The 18,213-nt window shown below is 75.5% G+C and carries 15 protein-coding genes; 10 read left to right on the top strand and 5 right to left on the bottom strand.

Going from position 1 to position 18,213, the window contains the following annotated elements; genetic code table 11:
* Window positions 1-64: 64 nt before the first annotated feature.
* The 4 genes from NI26_RS07920 to NI26_RS07905 all read right to left on the bottom strand — a co-directional run bounded on the left by NI26_RS07920 (window position 65) and on the right by NI26_RS07905 (window position 5,486).
* The gene (locus tag NI26_RS07920; RefSeq protein ID WP_066654260.1) at window positions 65-2,353 is read right to left on the bottom strand and encodes a carboxypeptidase-like regulatory domain-containing protein; all 2,289 of its coding nucleotides are present in this window, start codon (window positions 2,351-2,353) and stop codon (window positions 65-67) included.
* Between the two features lie 95 nt (window positions 2,354-2,448).
* The gene (locus NI26_RS07915; RefSeq protein ID WP_066654258.1) at window positions 2,449-2,919 is read right to left on the bottom strand and encodes an NUDIX domain-containing protein; all 471 of its coding nucleotides are present in this window, start codon (window positions 2,917-2,919) and stop codon (window positions 2,449-2,451) included.
* Window positions 2,920-2,952: 33 nt separating this feature from the next.
* Window positions 2,953-3,990: an SGNH/GDSL hydrolase family protein gene (locus tag NI26_RS07910; RefSeq protein WP_066654256.1), complete on the bottom strand. Its 1,038-nt coding sequence runs from the start codon at window positions 3,988-3,990 to the stop codon at window positions 2,953-2,955.
* 110 nt (window positions 3,991-4,100) lie between these two features.
* The gene (locus tag NI26_RS07905; RefSeq protein WP_158407752.1) at window positions 4,101-5,486 is read right to left on the bottom strand and encodes a glycosyltransferase family 9 protein; all 1,386 of its coding nucleotides are present in this window, start codon (window positions 5,484-5,486) and stop codon (window positions 4,101-4,103) included.
* Between the two features lie 61 nt (window positions 5,487-5,547).
* On the opposite strand from NI26_RS07905, the gene NI26_RS07900 reads away from it, so the two are divergent.
* The 7 genes from NI26_RS07900 to NI26_RS07870 all read left to right on the top strand — a co-directional run bounded on the left by NI26_RS07900 (window position 5,548) and on the right by NI26_RS07870 (window position 12,688).
* Window positions 5,548-6,099, top strand: a complete 552-nt coding sequence (locus NI26_RS07900; protein WP_066654254.1) for a D-glycero-alpha-D-manno-heptose-1,7-bisphosphate 7-phosphatase — start codon at window positions 5,548-5,550, stop codon at window positions 6,097-6,099.
* A 71-nt stretch (window positions 6,100-6,170) separates the two neighbouring features.
* Window positions 6,171-7,223, top strand: a complete 1,053-nt coding sequence (locus tag NI26_RS07895) for a glycosyltransferase family 9 protein (protein WP_066658207.1) — start codon at window positions 6,171-6,173, stop codon at window positions 7,221-7,223.
* Between the two features lie 147 nt (window positions 7,224-7,370).
* Entirely contained in the window at window positions 7,371-8,372 is a 1,002-nt protein-coding gene (locus tag NI26_RS07890) for a glycosyltransferase (protein WP_066654252.1), read from the top strand.
* A complete protein-coding gene (locus tag NI26_RS07885; RefSeq protein WP_081984840.1) occupies window positions 8,369-9,775 on the top strand; it encodes a glycosyltransferase in 1,407 nt (468 codons plus the stop codon). Before NI26_RS07890 ends, NI26_RS07885 begins: the two co-directional genes overlap by 4 nt.
* On the top strand, window positions 9,772-10,398 hold the full coding sequence (locus NI26_RS07880; RefSeq protein WP_066654250.1) for a D-sedoheptulose-7-phosphate isomerase: 627 nt from the start codon (window positions 9,772-9,774) through the stop codon (window positions 10,396-10,398). Before NI26_RS07885 ends, NI26_RS07880 begins: the two co-directional genes overlap by 4 nt.
* On the top strand, window positions 10,395-11,846 hold the full coding sequence (locus NI26_RS07875) for a PfkB family carbohydrate kinase (protein WP_066654248.1): 1,452 nt from the start codon (window positions 10,395-10,397) through the stop codon (window positions 11,844-11,846). Before NI26_RS07880 ends, NI26_RS07875 begins: the two co-directional genes overlap by 4 nt.
* Window positions 11,847-11,983: 137 nt before the next feature.
* Window positions 11,984-12,688, top strand: coding sequence for an SDR family oxidoreductase (locus NI26_RS07870; protein ID WP_066654246.1), 705 nt, complete (start codon window positions 11,984-11,986; stop codon window positions 12,686-12,688).
* Between the two features lie 384 nt (window positions 12,689-13,072).
* On the opposite strand, the gene NI26_RS07865 is transcribed toward NI26_RS07870, so the two are convergent.
* Complete coding sequence (locus NI26_RS07865; RefSeq protein WP_066658202.1) at window positions 13,073-14,194, bottom strand: glycosyltransferase family 9 protein; 1,122 nt, start codon at window positions 14,192-14,194, stop codon at window positions 13,073-13,075.
* A 156-nt stretch (window positions 14,195-14,350) separates the two neighbouring features.
* Here NI26_RS07865 and NI26_RS07860 point away from each other — a divergent pair, with 156 nt between their 5' ends.
* The 3 genes from NI26_RS07860 to NI26_RS07850 are packed head-to-tail and all read left to right on the top strand — an operon-like array spanning window position 14,351 to window position 18,209.
* Window positions 14,351-15,772 carry an aldehyde dehydrogenase family protein gene (locus NI26_RS07860; protein ID WP_066658201.1) on the top strand — a complete coding sequence of 474 codons (1,422 nt, stop codon included), beginning with the start codon at window positions 14,351-14,353 and terminating at the stop codon, window positions 15,770-15,772.
* Window positions 15,769-17,322 carry a D-glycero-beta-D-manno-heptose 1-phosphate adenylyltransferase gene (gene rfaE2, locus NI26_RS07855; RefSeq protein WP_066654244.1) on the top strand — a complete coding sequence of 518 codons (1,554 nt, stop codon included), beginning with the start codon at window positions 15,769-15,771 and terminating at the stop codon, window positions 17,320-17,322. The genes NI26_RS07860 and rfaE2 overlap by 4 nt, the downstream gene beginning before the upstream one ends.
* The gene (locus tag NI26_RS07850) at window positions 17,319-18,209 is read left to right on the top strand and encodes a glycosyltransferase family 2 protein (protein WP_066654242.1); all 891 of its coding nucleotides are present in this window, start codon (window positions 17,319-17,321) and stop codon (window positions 18,207-18,209) included. The genes rfaE2 and NI26_RS07850 overlap by 4 nt, the downstream gene beginning before the upstream one ends.
* Window positions 18,210-18,213 lie beyond the last annotated feature (4 nt).

Here is an 18,213-nt window from a genome sequence, read left to right as displayed (position 1 = left end):
CTCCCGTCTCCCGGAGCCCGGAGCCCGGAGCCCGGAGCCCGGAGCCCGACGGCCGGGTGCGCGGTCAGTCCTGCGGGACCGACCGTCGACGACGTGCCGCGCGGACCGACAGCAACCCGCCGCCGGTCAGGAGCAGCAGCGCTGCGACGGCGACCGCGGCGGTGACGTCGGCTCCGGTGAAGGCGAGTCCGCCACCGGTCGGGCCGCCACCGTCGCCCGTGCCGGTACCGCCCGCGACGGGTGCCGCGCTCGGGGTCGGGCCGTCGGTCGGCTGCGGCGTCACCGTCGGGGTGGGCTCCGGCGTGACGGCGACCTCGGCGAGGACGAGGCGCACGGGCTCCGGCGTGCCGCCGACCGCGGCGGTCGTGACCACCACCGGGTCCGACTGCTCGGAGCCGGTCCCGGCCGTGATCGTGTACTCGGTCAGCGGGCGGAGCCCCTCGAGCACGAAGGTGCCGTCGTCGCCGGTGGTCGTGCTGACCGGCTCGCCGTCGTCGTCACCGGTCGGCGTCGCCACGACCGGGACGGCCGCGGCGGGGGCGCCGTCCGCGTCGCTGACCGTGCCCGGCTGGTCGACCGTCGGCAGGGGCAGGACGAAGTCGACGGCGTCGGCGGCGGTCCCCGTGGCGGGCGTCGTGACCGTCCGGACGGGGGCCCCCTCGACGCTCACGGCGTACTCCGTCGACGGCGTCAACCCGGCGAGCGAGTACCCGCCGTCCGCGGTCGTCTCGACCGTGACCACGGCACCCGAACCGGCCTCGACCGGCCGTGCGGTGACGGTCGTGTCCACGACGGGCGTGCCGTCCTCGTAGCGGACGGAACCGGCCTGCCCGACCGTGACAGCCACCGGCGTCGTGAACGGGAAGTCCGCTCGGACCGTGCCGTCGGCGGTGACCTCGACCGTCAGCTCGGTCGGCTCAGGAGCACCGGCGACCGCGGCCTCGGTACGGACGGTGTAGGTGCCGGGCCGGAGCGCCAGACCGTACGTGCCGTCGGCGTCCGTCTCGACGGTGGCCACCACGCCACCGCCCTGCAGGACCTCCACGAGCGCGGGTGCGGCGGGGGCGCCGCCGTCGAGCGTCACGCGGCCCGTGATCGTCCCCACGCTGATCGGCAGGACGATCGGGTCGAGCGCAGCCACCGGGGCACCGTCGGCACCGGTCGAGCCCGACACCGGAGGGGCACCGCTCACCGTCGCGACGACCGCGGTGCCGGCCGGCAGGCCGACGGCACGCCAGCGCCCGTCCGCGTCCGTGACGACGGTGGCGAGGGGCAGCCCCGAGGTGTCCGTGACGGTCACCTCGGCGTCGGCGACGGGGCGGCCGTCGGCGTCGACCACCGAGCCGTCGAGGTCGACGGTCCCCGGGACCGTGCTGAGGACGAAGTCGGCGTCCGTGACGTCGGTCCGGAGGTCGACCACCGCGGGAGCGCGGTCGACCGCCGCGTTGTCCGGGGTCGCGATCGACACCCGGTACCCGTCGGCCTGGGTGAGCGCGGGGAAGGCGTACGCACCGTCGGGACCGGTGGTCGTCGTGTACTCGGTGCCGTTCGGAGCGGTCACGGTGACGAGTGTGTCCACCAGTGGTTCGCCGTCGAGTGCCGCAGTGCCGGAGAGGGACGAGGTCCGGTTCGCGAACCAGGTCTGGTAGACGGGGAGGCCACTGCGTTGCTGGTAGGCGATGGTCAGCGTCGCGAGCGACGCCGTCGGTGTGAACCATGCGCTCGCGCCGGCGGTGTCGTTCGCGGCGTCGTTGCCCCGCAGCACCCCCGTGGCCGGGTCCCAGGACGGCAGGTCCTGACCCGCCGCCACGCCTCCGGGATCGCGCGGGCAGCTCCACCCGCCGGGCGAGACGGTCGAGCACGAGTTGTACGAACCCGCGTAGCCGAGCTGGTCCACGGTGGCTGGGGTGCCGTCCGCGAGGGTCGCCGAGATCGTCGCCTGGTCGGCGTCGACGTCGCCCAGGACGAAGGACCAACCGCCGGCCCCTGGCGTCCCACCGTCGAACGTCCAGGTCGTGACGGCAGGGCTCCGCGCGTCGTCCGCCGCCGGCCGCTGGTTGAGGTACGTCGCACCGCGACTGGTGCCGTAGACCGTGCCGGGCGGAGTCGACGCCCCCTGCCACGTCGATGCGCCGGAGACGACCGTGGCCTGCCGGGAGGTGGACGTGAAGGTGGTGTCCGGGAACCCCGGGAGCGCGATCGAGCCGGTGTACGCACGACTCGTGCCGTCCACCGTGACGGTGGCCCAGTTCCCCGTGGTCGCGGCCGTCGCGCTCGTGACGCCGCTCACCGCCAGTCCTGCCCCGAGTGCGACGGCGATGCCGCCGGCGATGACGGTGCGCCATCTGCGCATGTGTGCTCCCCTGTGTCGGCGCCGACGAATACCCGACGCTTGCTCAGGCTATCCGGGCAGCGCGGACGAGGGACAGCCCCGGTGCGGGTCGCGGATCACCGGCCCTCCAGGGCCGCGAGCAGCCGGTCGAGCGCGACGACCTGGCCGGACACGAGCACCCCGCGCGCCTCCTCGATGCCGAACCAGCGGGCGTCGTCGACCTCGGGGACCGCGACGAACCGACCGGAACCGCGCGGGAGCTCGACCTGCACCGTGTTGCTCCGCACCTCGTCGACCTCGAAGTCGTCGGCCCGTGCCGCGAAGACCCGGACGCGCTTCCCGGAGGCCTGGCGGACCTCGCCGAGGTCGAGCACGGGTCCCGTCGGTGCGGGGACCCCGATCTCCTCGGCGAACTCGCGGCGCGCGGTGTCGAGTGCGTCCTCACCGTCCTCGACGAGCCCCTTCGGGATCGACCACGCGCGCGGGCGTCGACGCCAGAACGGTCCGCCCATGTGCGCGACGAAGACCTCCGGGGTGCCGTCCACGGGCGACCGACGGTGCAGCAGGAGTCCGGCGCTGGTGACCACCGATCGACCCTACGACGAGCGGCCGTGCACGGCTCAGTCCGCGAGCCGGCGGAGCTCCGAGGCCACCTGCCCGGTCAACCACGCCACCCCGCGCCCGTTCGGGTGCAGGGCCCCGGGCACCATGTCGATGCGGCTCAGGTCGCCCGCCCCGGAGAGCGAGACGCCCGCGACGTACGGGTCGTCGGTCGCGCAGGCCGAGTGCGCCTGCGACCGGGCGAACACGTCGACGAACGGGACGCCGGCCGCCTCGGCAGCGGACGCCGAGACCTCGTCGAGCGACTCCTGGACCCCGTGCAGGTACCGGACGTCGCCGTCGGTGAACGGGTAGGTGTCCCGCGGGAAGGACCCCACGAGCGAGCCGAGGTCGAGCGCCGAGCGGAAGCACCCCCGCGCCGGCGTGTGGGCCGCGTCCGGGAAGATCGCCGGGTAGCCGAGGAAGACCACGACCGCGTTCGGCGCGGCCCGGCGGACCGCGGCGAGCGTGTCCGCGATCCCGAGCGCGACCCGGGACCGGATGCGCACGTCGAGGTCGTCCACCCCGTCGTGCACGAGGGTGCTGCGGCACGACGGGGCGTCCCGACCGGAGAACACCGGGCCGCGGGAGGACAGCGCCAGGCAGGATGCGGCGGTGCCGAACAGGTCGGCGTCGTTGCCGCCGATCGTCAGCGTGACCAGCCGGGTGTCCTCGGACAGTGCCCGGACCTGGGGCGGCACCCCGCGGAACTGGTACCCCGACACGACGTCACGACTGGTCGCCCCCGCGCACGTCACGTCGGTCAGGTCGAGTCCGAAGCGCGCCGCGAGCCGGTGGGGGTAGTCGCGCGCCGACTGCGCGCAGGCGCTCGTCGGCAGCCGGGTCGGGTCGCCCAGGCCGTAGCCGGCCGAGTAGGAGTCGCCGAGTGCGACGTACTCGCTGCCCGGCGGCAGGTCGGCGAGCGTCTCGGCCGGGTCGTCCGTCACCGGGTACGGCTCCGGGACCGGCCACATCGGCGCCGCGACGGCGCCGTCGGTCGGTGCGACCGCGACCGGGCCCGACGGCGCGACGACGACCGCGGCGAGGACCGCGAGCACGAGGGCGACGGCGGTCGACCGCTTCGAGCGGGTGGTGCGCTGCAGGGGGTCCTCCGGGTGGACGCGACGACGGGACGGGCAAGGCTACCTGCCCGTCCCGGGTGCCGGTGTCAGCGACGACCCAGGCGCCGTTCCCCGTTGCTGCCGGTCTGGTACTGCAGGCCGTAGTGCTCGTACAGCACGGGTTCGGTCGAGGCCTCGAGCTCGCCGTCGGTCGGGATGGTCGGGGCGTCCTTGACGAGCTTCTTCGGGAACGTCACGAGCAGGTGCTTCGGCGCCACCGCCGCACCGACGAGCGGGACGAAGAGCAGCTTCTGGAACCCGGGCAGCCCGGTGGTGACGGCGCCGAAGGCGGGATCGGACGTCGCGGTGTCGTAGTAGATGCTCTCGAGCGTGCCGATCTTGTCCTCGGTCTCGTCGACGACGGGCAGGCCGATCCAGTCACGGATGTTGGCGGCTTCGAACACGGGGCGCTCCCTTCGAGCAGGACAGGTACGCCTCGACGCTACCGACGACCCCTCGGCGGGTTCACGGCGAAGTGACGGGGGCGAGTCGACGGCGGCGAGCACGTCGTCCACGCCGACGGCCAGGAGCGCCGGGTCCGGGTCCTCCGCGAACACGTCCCCGCGGCGCACGGACGCGTCGGTGAGCACGACGTGCGGACCGGAGGCGGGCGGTCCCCAGGCCTCGGGCGGCGCCGGCCCGAACACCACGACGGACGGGATCCCGTAGGCGGAGGCGAGGTGGGCCGCCCCCGTGTCGACGGTCACGACGAGCGATGCCGATGCGATGACGCCGGCGAAGGCCTGCAGCTCCAGCGCGCCCGCGAGGACCGCCTCCGGCGGCAACCCGGCCGACTGCGCGACGGCGGTGGCGCGCTCGACGTCGTCCGCGCCTCCCGTCAGGACCACGTCGAGGCCGCGCTCGCGGAGCCCCCGCACCACGGCTGCGAAGCGGTCGGTCGGCCAGTGCCGCGCACCGTGGAAGGCACCGATGTGCACGACCGCGGCACCCGGCGCGGCGGACGGGGCGGCCGGGCGGGCGATGGCGACCTCGTCGGGGTCGGCGGGGATGCCGTGCCAGGTGAGCAGGTCCGCCCAGCGCTCCCGCTCGTGGACGTCGTCCGGCCACTCCGGGCCCTCGTACCCGTGGGTCGGGTCGGCGTGGCCGATCACCCGCCGGGCACCGAGTGCGGCGACGAGGTCGGACGACTCCGGCCCGGCACCGTGCAGGTTGACCGCGACGTCGACCGCTCCGGCGGAGGCGGCGATCGGGTGGTCGAGCCCGTGCTGCGCGAGGTGCACGTCGACGGGCAGCAGCTCGACGACCGGGGCGAGCCACGCGGTCGTCGCCAGGGTGATCCGGTGGCCGGGGAACGCCCGGCGGAGCGCGTGCAGTGCGGGGACGGCGACGAGCGCGTCCCCGAGCTTGATGGCGCGCAGGACGAGCAGGTCGGGGCGTCCGTCGGACGGGGGCAGGGCGGGGACGGCGGTCACGGTCCGACGGTATCCGGCCGCGCCTGGGCCGGTTCCCGGCCGGCGGACGGTACCAAGGAGCATGGCTCTCGCGAAGGACCGCGCCGTCCGCGGTCTGCTCTTCGACCGTGACGACACCCTCGTCATCGACGTCCCGTACAACGCCGACCCCCACAAGGTCGTCCCCGTGCCCGGCGCCCACCGCGCGGTCGAGCGTGCCCGGACCGCCGGTCTGCGCGTCGGGGTCGTGACGAACCAGTCGGCGATCGCGAAGGGCCTGGCGACCCGCGAGCAGGTCGACGCGACGAACGCCCGCGTGGACGAGCTGGTCGGCCCGTTCGACGTCTGGTGCGTCTGCCCGCACGACGCCGGCGACGGGTGTGCGTGCCGCAAGCCGCGTCCGGGGATGGTGCTCGACGCCGCGCGACGGCTCGGGCTCGACCCGTCCGAGATCGTGGTGGTCGGGGACATCGGCGCCGACGTCGGTGCCGCGGCGGCGGCGGGTGCGCAGGGCGTGCTGGTGCCGACGCCGCGGACGCGCGCCGAAGAGGTCGAGGCGGCGGAGACCGTCGCCGGCTCCCTCGACGACGCCGTCTCCCTCGTGCTGGCCCGGGTCCCGGCGGCCCGGGCGTGAGCCGCGCCGAGCAGCGCGGTCCCGAGGGTGCGGAGTCGACCACGGCCGACGAGCGGACCGGTCCGCGCGTCCTGGTCGTCCGGCTCGACTCGTTCGGCGACGTCCTGGTGGCCGGCCCCGCCGTGCGCGCCGTCGCCGCGGGGGCCGCGCACGTCACGATGCTCTGCGGCCCCCAAGGCTCCCCGGCCGCGGACCTGCTGCCCGGGGTCGACCGGGTGCGGGTCTGGGCAGCGCCCTGGGTGACCGAGACCGCGCGGCCGATCGACGACGCGCTGCTCGGCGAGTTCCGTGCGCTCGTCACCGAGGAACAGCCCGACGAGGCCGTCGTGCTCACCTCGTTCCACCAGTCGCCCCTGCCGGTCGCCCTGCTGCTCCGCCTGGCCGGGGTGCCCCGGGTCTCCGGTGCGTCGGTCGACCACCCCGGGTCGCTGCTCGACGTGCGGCTCCGCCCGGGCGAGGACCTGCCGGAGGACCTCCCGGAGCCGGAGCGCGCCCTCCGCATCGCCGAGGCCGCCGGGTTCGCCCTGCCGGCGGATGACGACGGGAGGCTCGTGGTGCGGATCGACGCCGTCGCACCACCCGAGGTGGCCGCCCTGGACCGCTACGTGGTCGTCCACCCCGGCGCGAGCGTCCCGGCGCGCTCCTGGCCGGAGGAGCACCACCGTGCCCTCGTCGCGGCCTACGCCGAGCGCGGGGTCCCCGTGGTCGTCACGGGCAGCCCCGGCGAGCGGGCGCTCACGACCGCCGTCGCGGGCGACACCGCGGTCGACCTCGGCGGTCGGACGTCGCCCGCCGAGCTCGCCGCGGTCCTCGCCGGCGCCGAGGTCGTCGTCGTCGGCAACACCGGCCCGGCACACCTCGCCGCCGCGGTGGGGGCGCGCATCGTCAGCCTGTTCTCGCCGGTGGTGCCGGCGGTGAAGTGGGCCCCGTACGCACCCGAGGTGGAACTGCTCGGCGACCGGACCGCCGCCTGCCGCCTGAGCCGTGCGCGGGAGTGCCCGGTCCCGGGCCACCCGTGCCTGTCCGGAGTGCGCGTGCAGGACGTCCTCGACGCACACGGACGCCTGCTGGCGCGCGGCACCGGGTCCGGCGCCGTCGCGGACGGCAGTGCGCTCAGCGGATGAAGCAGGAGAAGCTGCGAGGAGGACCAGCAGTGCTCCCGTAGCGTGCGCCACTGCTCCTCCTGCTCCTCTTCCCGGCACCCGCGCAGCGCGCGCGAGCGCCGGCGGGGCAGCTGTCCGGAGGGGCACCGAACCGTCGAAAGGCCCTGCATGCGGATCCTCGTGTGGCACGTGCACGGCGGCTGGATGGACGCCTTCGTCCGCGGCCCCCACGAGTACCTCATCCCCACCACACCGGCCCGCGACGGCTGGGGGCTCGGGCGGGGCGGCCGCGACTGGCCGGCGAACGCGATCGAGATCGACCCGGCCGACGTCGCCGACGCCGAGGTCGACGTGGTCGTCCTGCAGCGCACCGAGGAGCTCGAGGAGGCCCGTCGCCTGCTCCGCGGCCGCGAGGTCCCCGTGGTCTTCGTCGAGCACAACGCCCCGCGCGTCGACGTCCCGAGCAGCCTGCACCCGATGCGCGACCGCGACGACCTGGTGATCGCGCACGTCACGCACTGGAACGCCCTCATGTGGGACTGCGGCACGACCCGCACGACGGTGGTCGAGCACGGCGTCGTCGACCCGGGCCCGCTCTACACCGGCGCACTCGAGCGCTTCGGTGTCGTCATCAACGAACCGGTCCGCCGCGGCCGTGTGGTCGGCACGGACCTGCTCCCCCGCTTCGCCGAGGTCGCACCCGTCGACCTCTGGGGCATGGGCACCGACCGGCTCCCTGAACTCGGGTTCGGCGACCGCGTGGTCGCCCTCGGTGACGTCCCTGCAGATCCCATGCACGCAGCCCTCGCGCAACGACGCGCGTACGTGCACCCGAACCGCTGGACGTCGCTCGGCCTGTCGCTGATCGAGTCGATGCACATGGCGATGCCGGTCCTCGTGCTCGCGACGACCGACGCACCACGGACCGTGCCCGCCGAGGCCGGCGCGATCGCGACCGACGTCGACGAGCTGGTCCGTGCCTCCAGGACGCTCCTGGAGGACCCCGAGGAGGCCCGTCGCCGCGGTGCCGTCGCCCGAGAGGCCGCGCTCGAGCGGCACGCGCTCGGCCGGTACCTGGCGGACTGGGACGACCTCCTCGACGACGCCGTCGCGCGTGGTGCGCGGCGCGGACGCGCGGCGGACGCCGCGCTGGAAGGGAGCCTCCGATGAAGATCGCGATGGTGTCCGAGCACGCGAGCCCGCTCGCGGTGCTCGGCGGAGTCGACGCCGGTGGACAGAACGTGCACGTCGCCGAGCTGTCCGCGGCCCTCGCGGACCGCGGCCACCAGGTGACCGTGTACACGCGGCGCGACGACGCCGACCAGCCCGTCCGCGTGCTGCTGCGCCCGGGCGTCGAGGTCGTGCAGGTCGACGCCGGGCCCGCCCGCCACGTCCCGAAGGACGACCTGTTCCCGTTCATGGACACGTTCGCCTCGGTGCTCGCGGCGGAGTGGTTCGTCGACCGCCCCGACGTGGTGCACGGGCACTTCTGGATGTCCGGGTACGCCGCGCTCGAGGCCGTCAAGCAGGTCCACGCCCGCACCGGTGGCGTCCGGATCCCGGTCGTGCAGACCTTCCACGCGCTGGGCGTCGTGAAGCGTCGCCACCAGGGCACCGCCGACACGAGTCCCGCGGAGCGCGAGTGGATCGAGCCCGCCGTGGGCCGGAGCGTCGACCAGGTCGTCGCGACGTGCTCCGACGAGGCCTTCGAGCTCAAGACCCTCGGCGTGCCGCTGCACGCCATCTCCGTGGTGCCGTGCGGTGTGGACACCGAGCTCTTCCGGCCGGACGGCCCCGTCGAGGAGCGTGGGCGCCCCTTCCGGGTGCTCACCGCGTCGCGCCTGGTGCGCCGGAAGGGTGTCGGCACGACCATCGCCGCGCTCGCGAAGCTGCTCGACGAGGGCCGCGAGGCCGAGCTCGTGGTGGTCGGCGGAGCCGGCACGGCCGGAGCCGACCTCGCCGACGACCCGGAGTACCAGCGCCTCGACGCCCTGGCCCGGTCGCTCGGGGTGCGCGAGCACGTGAGCTTCCGCGGCCAGCTCGGGCAGCACGACATGCCCGCCGTCTACCGCAGCGCCGACGTCGTCGTGTGCGCCCCCTGGTACGAGCCCTTCGGCATCGTGCCGCTCGAGGCCATGGCGTGCGGTCGTCCCGTCGTCGCGTCGAGCGTCGGCGGACTCATCGACACCGTCGTGGAGGACGCCACCGGCCTGCACGTCCCGCCCCGCGACGAGGAGGCCGTGGCCGCCGCCGTGGGCGCGCTGCTCGACGACCGCGAGCGGCGCGACGCGTACGGACGCGCGGGTCGCGAGCGCGCCGAGTCCCGGTACACCTGGCACAAGGTCGCCGCCGAGAGCGAGCGCGTGTACGAGCGCCTCGTCGCCGGCGCCGCGAACGGCCTCGCCACGCCCGCCGTCGCGGCCACCGGGACCGACACGGCACCCGTGTCGAACGACCCCGTCGGGATCACCCCCGCCACGACCATCCCGGGCGCCCGTCCCGGACGCGCCGGACGGACCGCCCGCCCGACGCCCGCGGTGCTGCCGCACCCGACGGAGAGGACCGCACGATGACCATCGAGCAGCAGACCGGCACGCGTGAGCCGGAGACCGAGAGCGCCAGCGTCCGGACCGTCGTCGACCACATCGCCGCCTCGGTGCCCGTGATCGCCTCGCTCGTCGACCACAAGGACCACATCGCGGCGTGGGCGGACGACATCGCCGCACGGCTCGTCGCCGGCCGTCGGCTGCTCGCCGCGGGCAACGGCGGCTCGGCGGCGGAGGCCCAGCACCTCACCTCCGAGCTGACCGGCCGCTTCGACGGGGACCGTCCGGCGTACTCGGCGATCTCCCTGCACGCCGAGAGCTCCGCCGTCACCGCGATCGGGAACGACTACGGCTACGACCAGGTCTTCGCCCGCCAGGTGACGGCGCACGCGCGCGCCGGTGACGTCGTCGTGCTGCTGAGCACGAGCGGCAAGAGCCCGAACCTGCTCCGCGCGGCCGAGGCCGCTCGGGCCGTCGGTGCACGCTCGATCGCGATGACCGGCCCCGGGCCGAACCCGCTCGCCGACGCGGTCGACGACGCGATCCGCATCGAGGGCCCCTCGGCCAACGTGCAGGAGGCGCAGCTCGTCCTCGTGCACGCCCTCTGCCGTGCGATGGAGCCGGCCCTCCGCCGCGGCGGCCGCCGGTGAGCGGCACGGAGCGCACCGCCAGCGCGACGCCGGGCTCCGGCGACGGCACCCGGCGTCGCATCGTCGTCGTCGGCGACACCCTGCTCGACGTCGACGTCTCGGGCACGAGCGAACGGCTCAGCCCGGACGCCCCCGTCCCGGTCGTCGACGTCCGGACCGACGACCGTCGTGCCGGTGGCGCCGGCCTGGTCGCCTCGATGCTCGTACGCGACGGCCACGACGTGACGCTCGTCACCGTGCTGAGCGACGACGATCGTGCCGACGAGATCCGCGCCCTGCTGCCCGACGTGCACGTCGTCGCCGGTCCGTCCGGTGCGCCGACCCCGGTGAAGACCCGCGTCCGCGTGGTCGACCACGCGCTCGTCCGCATCGACGAGGGGTGCGCCACCCCGCCCGTCCCCGGCACGACCGCCGAGATGACCGCGGCGCTCGAGGGCGCCGACGCGATCGTCGTCGCCGACTACGGCCGTGGCGTCGCGGCCGCCGACGGGCTCCGTACCGCCCTCGCCGCCGCGGCCCGCACGACGCCCGTGGTCTGGGACCCGCACCCGAAGGGTGCCTCCCCCGTCGCGGGCACCGCGGTCGTGACCCCGAACACCAGCGAGGCCCGGCGGTTCACCGACCTGTCCGGCGAGGGCGTGCCCTTCGCCACGGACGCCGCGGCCGAGCTCGTCCGGACCTGGGACGTCGACGCCGTCGCCGTCACGATGGGCGACCGCGGCGCCCTCGTCGCGTCGCGCCGCAGCGGGGACGGCACCCGGCCGGCCGCGCTGGACAGCCGGTTCGTCCCGGCCCCGTCGGTCACCGCCGGCGACCCGTGCGGCGCCGGTGACCGCCTCGCCGCGGGCGTCGCCATCGCCCTCGCCGAGGGTGCTGACGTCGCGGAGGCCGTCGCCGCGGGCGTGCTCGCTGCCTCGGAGTACCTCGCGGCCGGCGGCGTGACCGCGCTGTTCGCCGACGACGGCCCGGCCCCGGTGCCCGTCCCCGGCGTGGACCGCGACGCGCTGCGCGTCGTGCACGACGTCCGCAGCGCCGGCGGGACCGTCGTCGCCACCGGCGGCTGCTTTGACCTGCTCCACGCCGGGCACGCCCGCACGCTCTCCGCAGCGCGGGCGCTCGGCGACTGCCTGGTGGTCTGCCTCAACTCGGACGACTCGGTGCGCGCCCTCAAGGGGCCGGAGCGCCCGATCATGACGCAGGACGACCGGGTCGAGCTGCTGCTCGCGCTCGACTGCGTCGACGCCGTGGTCGTCTTCGACGAGCACACCCCGGACGAGGCCCTCCGCCGCTTCCGCCCGGACGTCTGGGCGAAGGGCGGCGACTACGCCGCGAGCGAGCTCCCCGAGGCGGCGACGCTCGCCGAGTGGGGCGGTCGGGTCGTCACCGTCCCGTTCCACCCCGGTCGGTCCACCACGCGGCTCGCCGCGGCACTCGCCGCGGTCGGCTGAGGACCCACCCCGACCACACGTCGGACGGGAGGCACGGCGCACCGCCGCCACGGGCCTCCCGTCCGTCACCGGTCACCACACACGTCCCGTCGGCACCGCCGACGGACCGGCACCACGCCACTCCCGGAAGGAAGTCCATGCCCGTCCCCACCACCCCCATCGGTCGCGTCCTCGTCACCGGCGGCGCCTCCGGTCTCGGCGCGGCCGTCGTCGCCGCGGTCGTCGAGGCCGGCGGCACCCCCATCGTCCTCGACCTGCGCGTCGACGGCGTCCCGGAGGGCACCGACGCCGTCGCCGTGGACGTCACGGACACCGAGGCGACCGAGCGCGCCGTCCGCGAGGCCGCGGAGCGCCACGGCGGACTCGACGCCGTCGTCACCGCCGCGGGCATCGACAAGCCGGCGCCGATCGGCGGCATCTCGTCGGGCGACTGGGAGCGCATCGTCGGGGTCAACCTGCTCGGCACCGCCGCCGTGGTGCGCGCCGCGCTGCCCGCCCTCGAGGCGACGCACGGCCGCGTCGTGACGATCTCGTCGTCGCTCGCGCTCAAGGGCGTCGGCGACGGCACGGCCTACTCGGCGTCGAAGTTCGGCGTGCGCGGCTTCTCGCAGGCGCTGGCCGCCGAGACCGCCGGGCGCATCGGTGTGACGAACATCATCCCCGCCGGCATGCGCACCGCGTTCTTCGAGGGCCGGACCGAGCAGTACAAGCCGGGCCCGGACGCGCAGCTCATCGAGCCGGAGTACGTGGCGAACTCGATCCTGTTCGCGCTGTCGCAGCCGGCCGGCTGCGAGATCCGCGAGCTGTCGATCATGCCCGCGACGGAGCCCAGCTGGCCGTAGGCCCCGCTGACGACGCAACGGGAGGCGCGGTGCCGGTCGGTACCGCGCCTCCCGTCGCGTCCGTGGCCGGCCCGGCCCGCTCCATCGGTCGCCTCCGTCCGCCGAGCGGGCCAGATCTGTCACGCTCGGCAGCGCGAGCCGACCGATTCCGCCCGCACGACGGCACGCTTGCGGCGTGTCCTGCCCGGTCGGGGTCGTCCCCGTCGGCCCGGACTCGATCCCGTCCGCTCGCTCCCGCCCTGTCGAGCGGGCCCGATCCGTCACGCTCGGCACCGCCCGGCGACGGATCGCGCCCGCTCGGCGCAGTGCGCGTGGCACGTCCCGCCCGATCGCTCGGTTCCCGACGGGGTCGGAGCCGGCGTCCGGGTGCACACCTGCGCCGGCTCAGACGACCGGTGCGGCCGTTCGCTCCCGGGGTCGCACGGTCGCGAGGAGGTCCTCGACGTCGGTGAGCACGGCCTCGGGCTGCACCTCGTCGACGTACGACGGGTCGTGCTCGCAGCGCTCCGCGGTCCACCCGACCTGGGTCACGTCGATGCCGCACACCGGGCAGCGCGTGACGAAGGACATGTGCACCCGGTGCCGTCCGCGGTCGATCGGGCCCGCGTTCACCACGTTGCCGAACCAGAACACGCCGACCGTGGGGGTGCCGACCGCGACGGCGAGGTGCCGCGGGCCGGAGTCGTCGCCGACCATGACGTCAGCGGCCGCGAGCACCGCGGGGAGCTCCGCGAGCGGCAGGGCGTCGGTCAGGTCGTGGAGACGGTCGTGCAGGGCCACCGGCACGGCACCGCGGATGGCCTGCGCCGCCGGCACGTCCGTCGCGTCGCCGACGAGCACGACGTCGTCGCCGGCGTCGAGCCGCGCGGACACCACGGCTGCGAACCGCTCGGGGCTCCACCGGCGCCGCGGGTCCGTCGCGCCGGGGTGCACGGCCACCAGGTGGCCGGCGACGCCGAGGCGGTCGCGCACGGCACGGCGCTCCTCGGCGCTCACGTGCACGCGCGGGTCCAGGGTGACCGGGGCGGCACCGGCGAGCGAGACGACCTCGAGCCCGCGGAGCACCTCGTGCTGGTAGTAGACGTAGCGGACCCACCGCTCCAGGACCTCGGCGTCCTCGGTCGCGGTGCCGACGGTGTGCAGTGCGGCGAGGCGCAGCAGGAACGGGTTCGAGTTCCGACCGCCGCCGTGCAGCTGGACGGCGAGGTCGAACCGGCCGCGGAGCCGCGACTCGAAGTCGTGCAGCGCCGGCGCACCCTCCCCGGCGTCGCGCACCCCGGGCGACACCGGGAGTTCCTCGAACGCGTGCACCGCGTCGGTCCGTCCGCGCAGGACCGCCGGGGCCAGCGGGCTCCCGAGCAGCGTGATGCGGGCGTCGGGGTACGCGGCGTGCAGCGCCTCGATCGCGGGGACCGCGAAGAGCAGGTCCCCCAGGCCACCGCCGCGGAGCACCGCGATCTCCCGGACGTCGTCGAAGCGTTCTCCACCGTTGCCGATCAGTTGCACCACACCCGTCTACCGGAACCGAGCCGAGAGCGCTGCCGGGCCGACGCCGTCCCCGACCCGACCGGTGCGCTCTCCGGACCGAGCACCCGAAACCGGCACCCCGCACAGGTCCCCGGGAGCAGCGTGGAACCGTACGCCCGTCTCCGGAAGGACACCATGACCCTCGCCACCCCGTCAGCGACCGCGACCGACACCGACCACATGGTCGTCACCGACCCCGTCGACGGGTCGATCGCCACGACGACCCCGCGCTCCACGAGCGAGGACGTCGCGAACGCTGTCGCGCGCGCACGGGCGGCCGCACCCGCGTGGGCGCGCACCGCACCGGCGGAGCGCGGAGCCCTGCTGCACGCAGCAGCAGCGCACCTCCGTGACCACTCCCAGGAGCTCGCCGACCTGAACACCCGCGAGACCGGGAAGGTGCCCGGCGACGCGATGGGCGGCGTGCAGGCCGGCATCGGGACGCTCGTGCAGTACGCCGAGCTCGGCCCGGTCCACCGCGGCGAGGCGCTCCGCGGGCAGTTCGGTGCGGCCGACTGGTCGGTCCCCCACCCCCGCGGCGTGGTGCTCGCCCTGACGCCGTGGAACGACCCGGTGGCCGTGGCGCTCGGGATCCTCGGTGCCGCGCTCGTCACCGGGAACACCGTGGTGCACAAGGGCAGCGAGCGGTGCCCCGGCACGATCGCCCGGCTGAACACGCTGCTGGCCGAGGTCCTGCCGGAGGGCGTCCTGGTGGGCGTCGACGGTGACGCCTCGACCGGCGAGGCGCTGCTCGAGCAGGACGGCATCGACGTGTACGCCCACGTCGGCTCCACCGCCACCGGCGACCGCCTCTCCGAGGTCGCCGCGAGCACGCGCGCGCACGTCATCCGCGAGAACGGCGGCAACGACGCGGTCGTCGTGGACGCCGACGTGGACCCCGCGTGGGCCGCCGCACAGGTCGCGCTCGGCGCCTTCGCGAACACGGGTCAGATCTGCACGAGCGTCGAGCGCGTCTACGTGCACCGCGACGTCGCCGAGGAGTTCACCGCGGCGCTCGTCGCCGAGGCGGAGCGACGGACGGCGTCGCCCGCCGCCGAGTTCGGTCCGCTCGTCGACGACCGGCTCCGCGGCACGGTGCAGGCGCACGTCGACGACGCCGTGCAGCGCGGCGCCACCGTGCGCACGGGCGGGACGACGCCCGGCGGTGTCGGCACGTTCTACCCGGCCACCGTCCTGACCGACTGCACCGACGACATGGTCGTGATGACCGAGGAGACCTTCGGTCCCCTCGCACCGGTCCGCGTCGTCGAGTCGTTCGACGAGGGCCTGCGCCTCGCCGCGGCCGACCGGTACGGCCTCGCCGCGACGGTGCTCACCGGCGACACCGGTCACGCCCTCCGCGCCGCAGCCGAGCTCCCCGTCGGCACCGTCAAGGTGAACGCGGTGTTCGGCGGCGCACCGGGCGGCAGCGCCCAGCCGCGCGGGGCCTCGGGCGCCGGCTTCGGCTACGGCCCGCACCTGCTCGACGAGATGACGACCACCACCGTCGTGCACCTCGAGTCCGCCCCCGCACGCACCACCGGAGGAACCCGATGACCGCCGACGTCCGTCTCGTCCGCGACCTGGTCGCCTCGGTCGACGACCGCGAACCGCTCGTCGTCGTCATCGGCGACTGCATCCTCGACCGCTGGACCGTCGGGGAGGCCGAGCGCGTCTCCCGCGAGGCCCCGGCGCCCGTGGTCCGTGTGACCGAGACGGTCGCCGTCCCGGGCGGCGCCGCGAACACGGCGGTGAACGCCCGCGCCCTCGGCGCCCGTGTCCGCATGGTCGGACTCATCGGTGACGACGAGTCCGGACGCGTCCTCCGCGACCGGCTCGAGACCGCCGGCGTCGACACGACCCACCTGGTCGAGGTCGCCGGTGCCCGCACCACCACGAAGTCGCGGGTGGTCGGCGGCGACCGCGTGGTCGTCCGCGTCGACGAGATCGCGGCGACGCCGGACGCGCACGCCGGTGCCCGCCTCGGCGCGGCCGTCGCCCGCGCCGTCCGGGGCGCCGACGCCGCCGTGGTGTGCGACTACGGCCTCGGTGTGCAACCCGAGGACGTCGTGCCCGTCCTCGACCGCGACCGCCCCGGTGCCGTCGTCGTCGATGCCCACGACCTGACGCGGTGGGCCGACCTGCACCCCGACCTGGTCACCCCGAACGCCGGCGAGACCGCCGGCCTGCTCGGTCGCGACCTCGGAGCCGGCTCGGCCCGGGTGCCGGTCGTCGTGGACGCCCGGCAGGAGGTCCTCGCCCGCAGCGGCGCCCGTGCGGCGGTCGTCACCCTCGACCGCGACGGCACCGTCCTGCTCGAGCCCGGCGCGGACCAGGCCTTCCGAACCCGCGCGACGCCGGCGTCCGAGCAGCAGGCATCCGGCGCGGGCGACACGTTCTGTGCCGCCGCCACGGTCGCCCTGGCCGTGCGTGCTCCGCTCCGTGACGCGATCGCGGTGGCGCAGGCCGCCGCCGACGTCGTGGTCCGCGAGGCGGGCACCTCGGTCTGCACCGCCGCGGCCCTGATCGACTCCGTGACGGCCCCCGCCGCGACCGTGGTCGACCACGACGACCTCGCCCTGGCCGTCGACGCCGCCCGTGCCGCCGGCCGTCGCGTGGTCTTCACGAACGGCTGCTTCGACGTCGTGCACCGCGGGCACACCACCTACCTCCGGCAGGCCCGCGAGCTCGGCGACCTGCTCGTGGTCGCCCTCAACGACGACGACTCGGTCCGCCGGCTGAAGGGTCCGGAGCGTCCGATCAACACCGCCGAGGACCGGGCGGGCGTGCTCGCAGCCCTCGCCTGCGTCGACCTCGTGACCGTCTTCGCGACGGACACCCCGATCCCGCTCATCGAGCGCCTGCGCCCCGAGGTCTACGTCAAGGGCGGCGACTACTCCCCCGAGATGCTCGAGGAGACGGGGGTCGTCCGGGCGTACGGCGGTGAGGTCGTGATGGTCGACTACGTGCCGGAGCACTCGACGACCGCGGTCGTGCGGCGCATCCGCGAGGCCACCGCCGCCGCGGCCGCAGCCGCCGGCACGGCTCCGGCGACCGACACCGCGGACTCCACGGCACCCGCCGTCGAGCCCGACCCGGCACCGTGACCGCCGCCCGCTGGTCCGGTGCCTGGGCACGCCCCCGGACGGACGACCGCGGTCCGGCCGAGGTCGACGTCCTGGTGCCGACCGTCGGGCGGCCGGCCGAGCTCGCGACGACGCTCGCCGGGCTCGCGGCACAGACCGACGTCGACCTGCGCCTGGTCCTCAGCGACCAGTCAGCGGGCCAGGACGCCGCCTCCGAACCGGCGGTGGCCGCGATGCTCCGCGTCCTGGAGGCACAGGGCCGTCCCGTCACGCTCCTCGCCCACCCGGAACGGCGTGGTCTGGCGGAACACCGCCAGCACCTCCTCGACCACGCGACCGCTCCCGCGGTGCTCTACCTCGACGACGACGTCTGGCTCGAACCGGGCACCGTCCGCCGGATGCTCGACGCGCTCCGCGACCTGGGGTGCGGCTTCGTCGGCAGCGCCGTCCAGGGCCTGTCGTACCTGGAGGACCGTCGACCGCACGAGACCGCCGTGTTCGAACCGTGGGACGGCCCGGTCGTGCCCGAGGTCGTTCGCCGCGGGACGCCCGGCTTCGACCGGCTGTCGCTGCACAACGCCGCGAACCTGGCACACGTCGCAGCGGAGCTCGACGTCGAGACCGGAGGGTGGGTGCCCTACCGGGTCGCCTGGGTCGGCGCGTGCGTCGTCTACGACCGTGACGCCCTCGAACAGGTGGGGGGCTTCCGGTTCTGGGACGCCCTGCCCCCGCAGCACTCCGGCGAGGACGTCGTCGCGCAGTGGCGGGTGATGGAGCGCTTCGGCGGCGCGGGCATCCTGCCGTCCGGCGCCGTGCACCTCGAGAGCCCGACCACCGTGACCGACCGCCGGGTCGACGCTCCCGACGTCCTGTTCGACGACCACGAGACGAGCGCGCACCGGCGCTGACGTG

Origin of the sequence: Curtobacterium sp. MR_MD2014, assembly GCF_000772085.1 — a bacterium.
In the GTDB taxonomy this organism is placed as follows: domain Bacteria; phylum Actinomycetota; class Actinomycetes; order Actinomycetales; family Microbacteriaceae; genus Curtobacterium.
The sequence above is the reverse complement of the archived record's forward strand: the minus strand, read 5'-3'. Positions and strand labels throughout refer to the sequence as shown.

What these genes read in the sequence shown, in the direction of transcription:
- NI26_RS07920 (WP_066654260.1), bottom strand. Translation starts at nt 2,353, where the DNA reads ATGCGCAGATGGCGCACCGTCATCGCCGGCGGCATCGCCGTCGCACTC.
- rfaE2 (WP_066654244.1), top strand. Translation starts at nt 15,769, where the DNA reads ATGACCGCCGACGTCCGTCTCGTCCGCGACCTGGTCGCCTCGGTCGAC.
- NI26_RS07900 (WP_066654254.1), top strand. Translation starts at nt 5,548, where the DNA reads ATGGCTCTCGCGAAGGACCGCGCCGTCCGCGGTCTGCTCTTCGACCGT.
- NI26_RS07890 (WP_066654252.1), top strand. Translation starts at nt 7,371, where the DNA reads ATGCGGATCCTCGTGTGGCACGTGCACGGCGGCTGGATGGACGCCTTC.
- NI26_RS07885 (WP_081984840.1), top strand. Translation starts at nt 8,369, where the DNA reads ATGAAGATCGCGATGGTGTCCGAGCACGCGAGCCCGCTCGCGGTGCTC.
- NI26_RS07860 (WP_066658201.1), top strand. Translation starts at nt 14,351, where the DNA reads ATGACCCTCGCCACCCCGTCAGCGACCGCGACCGACACCGACCACATG.
- NI26_RS07870 (WP_066654246.1), top strand. Translation starts at nt 11,984, where the DNA reads ATGCCCGTCCCCACCACCCCCATCGGTCGCGTCCTCGTCACCGGCGGC.
- NI26_RS07880 (WP_066654250.1), top strand. Translation starts at nt 9,772, where the DNA reads ATGACCATCGAGCAGCAGACCGGCACGCGTGAGCCGGAGACCGAGAGC.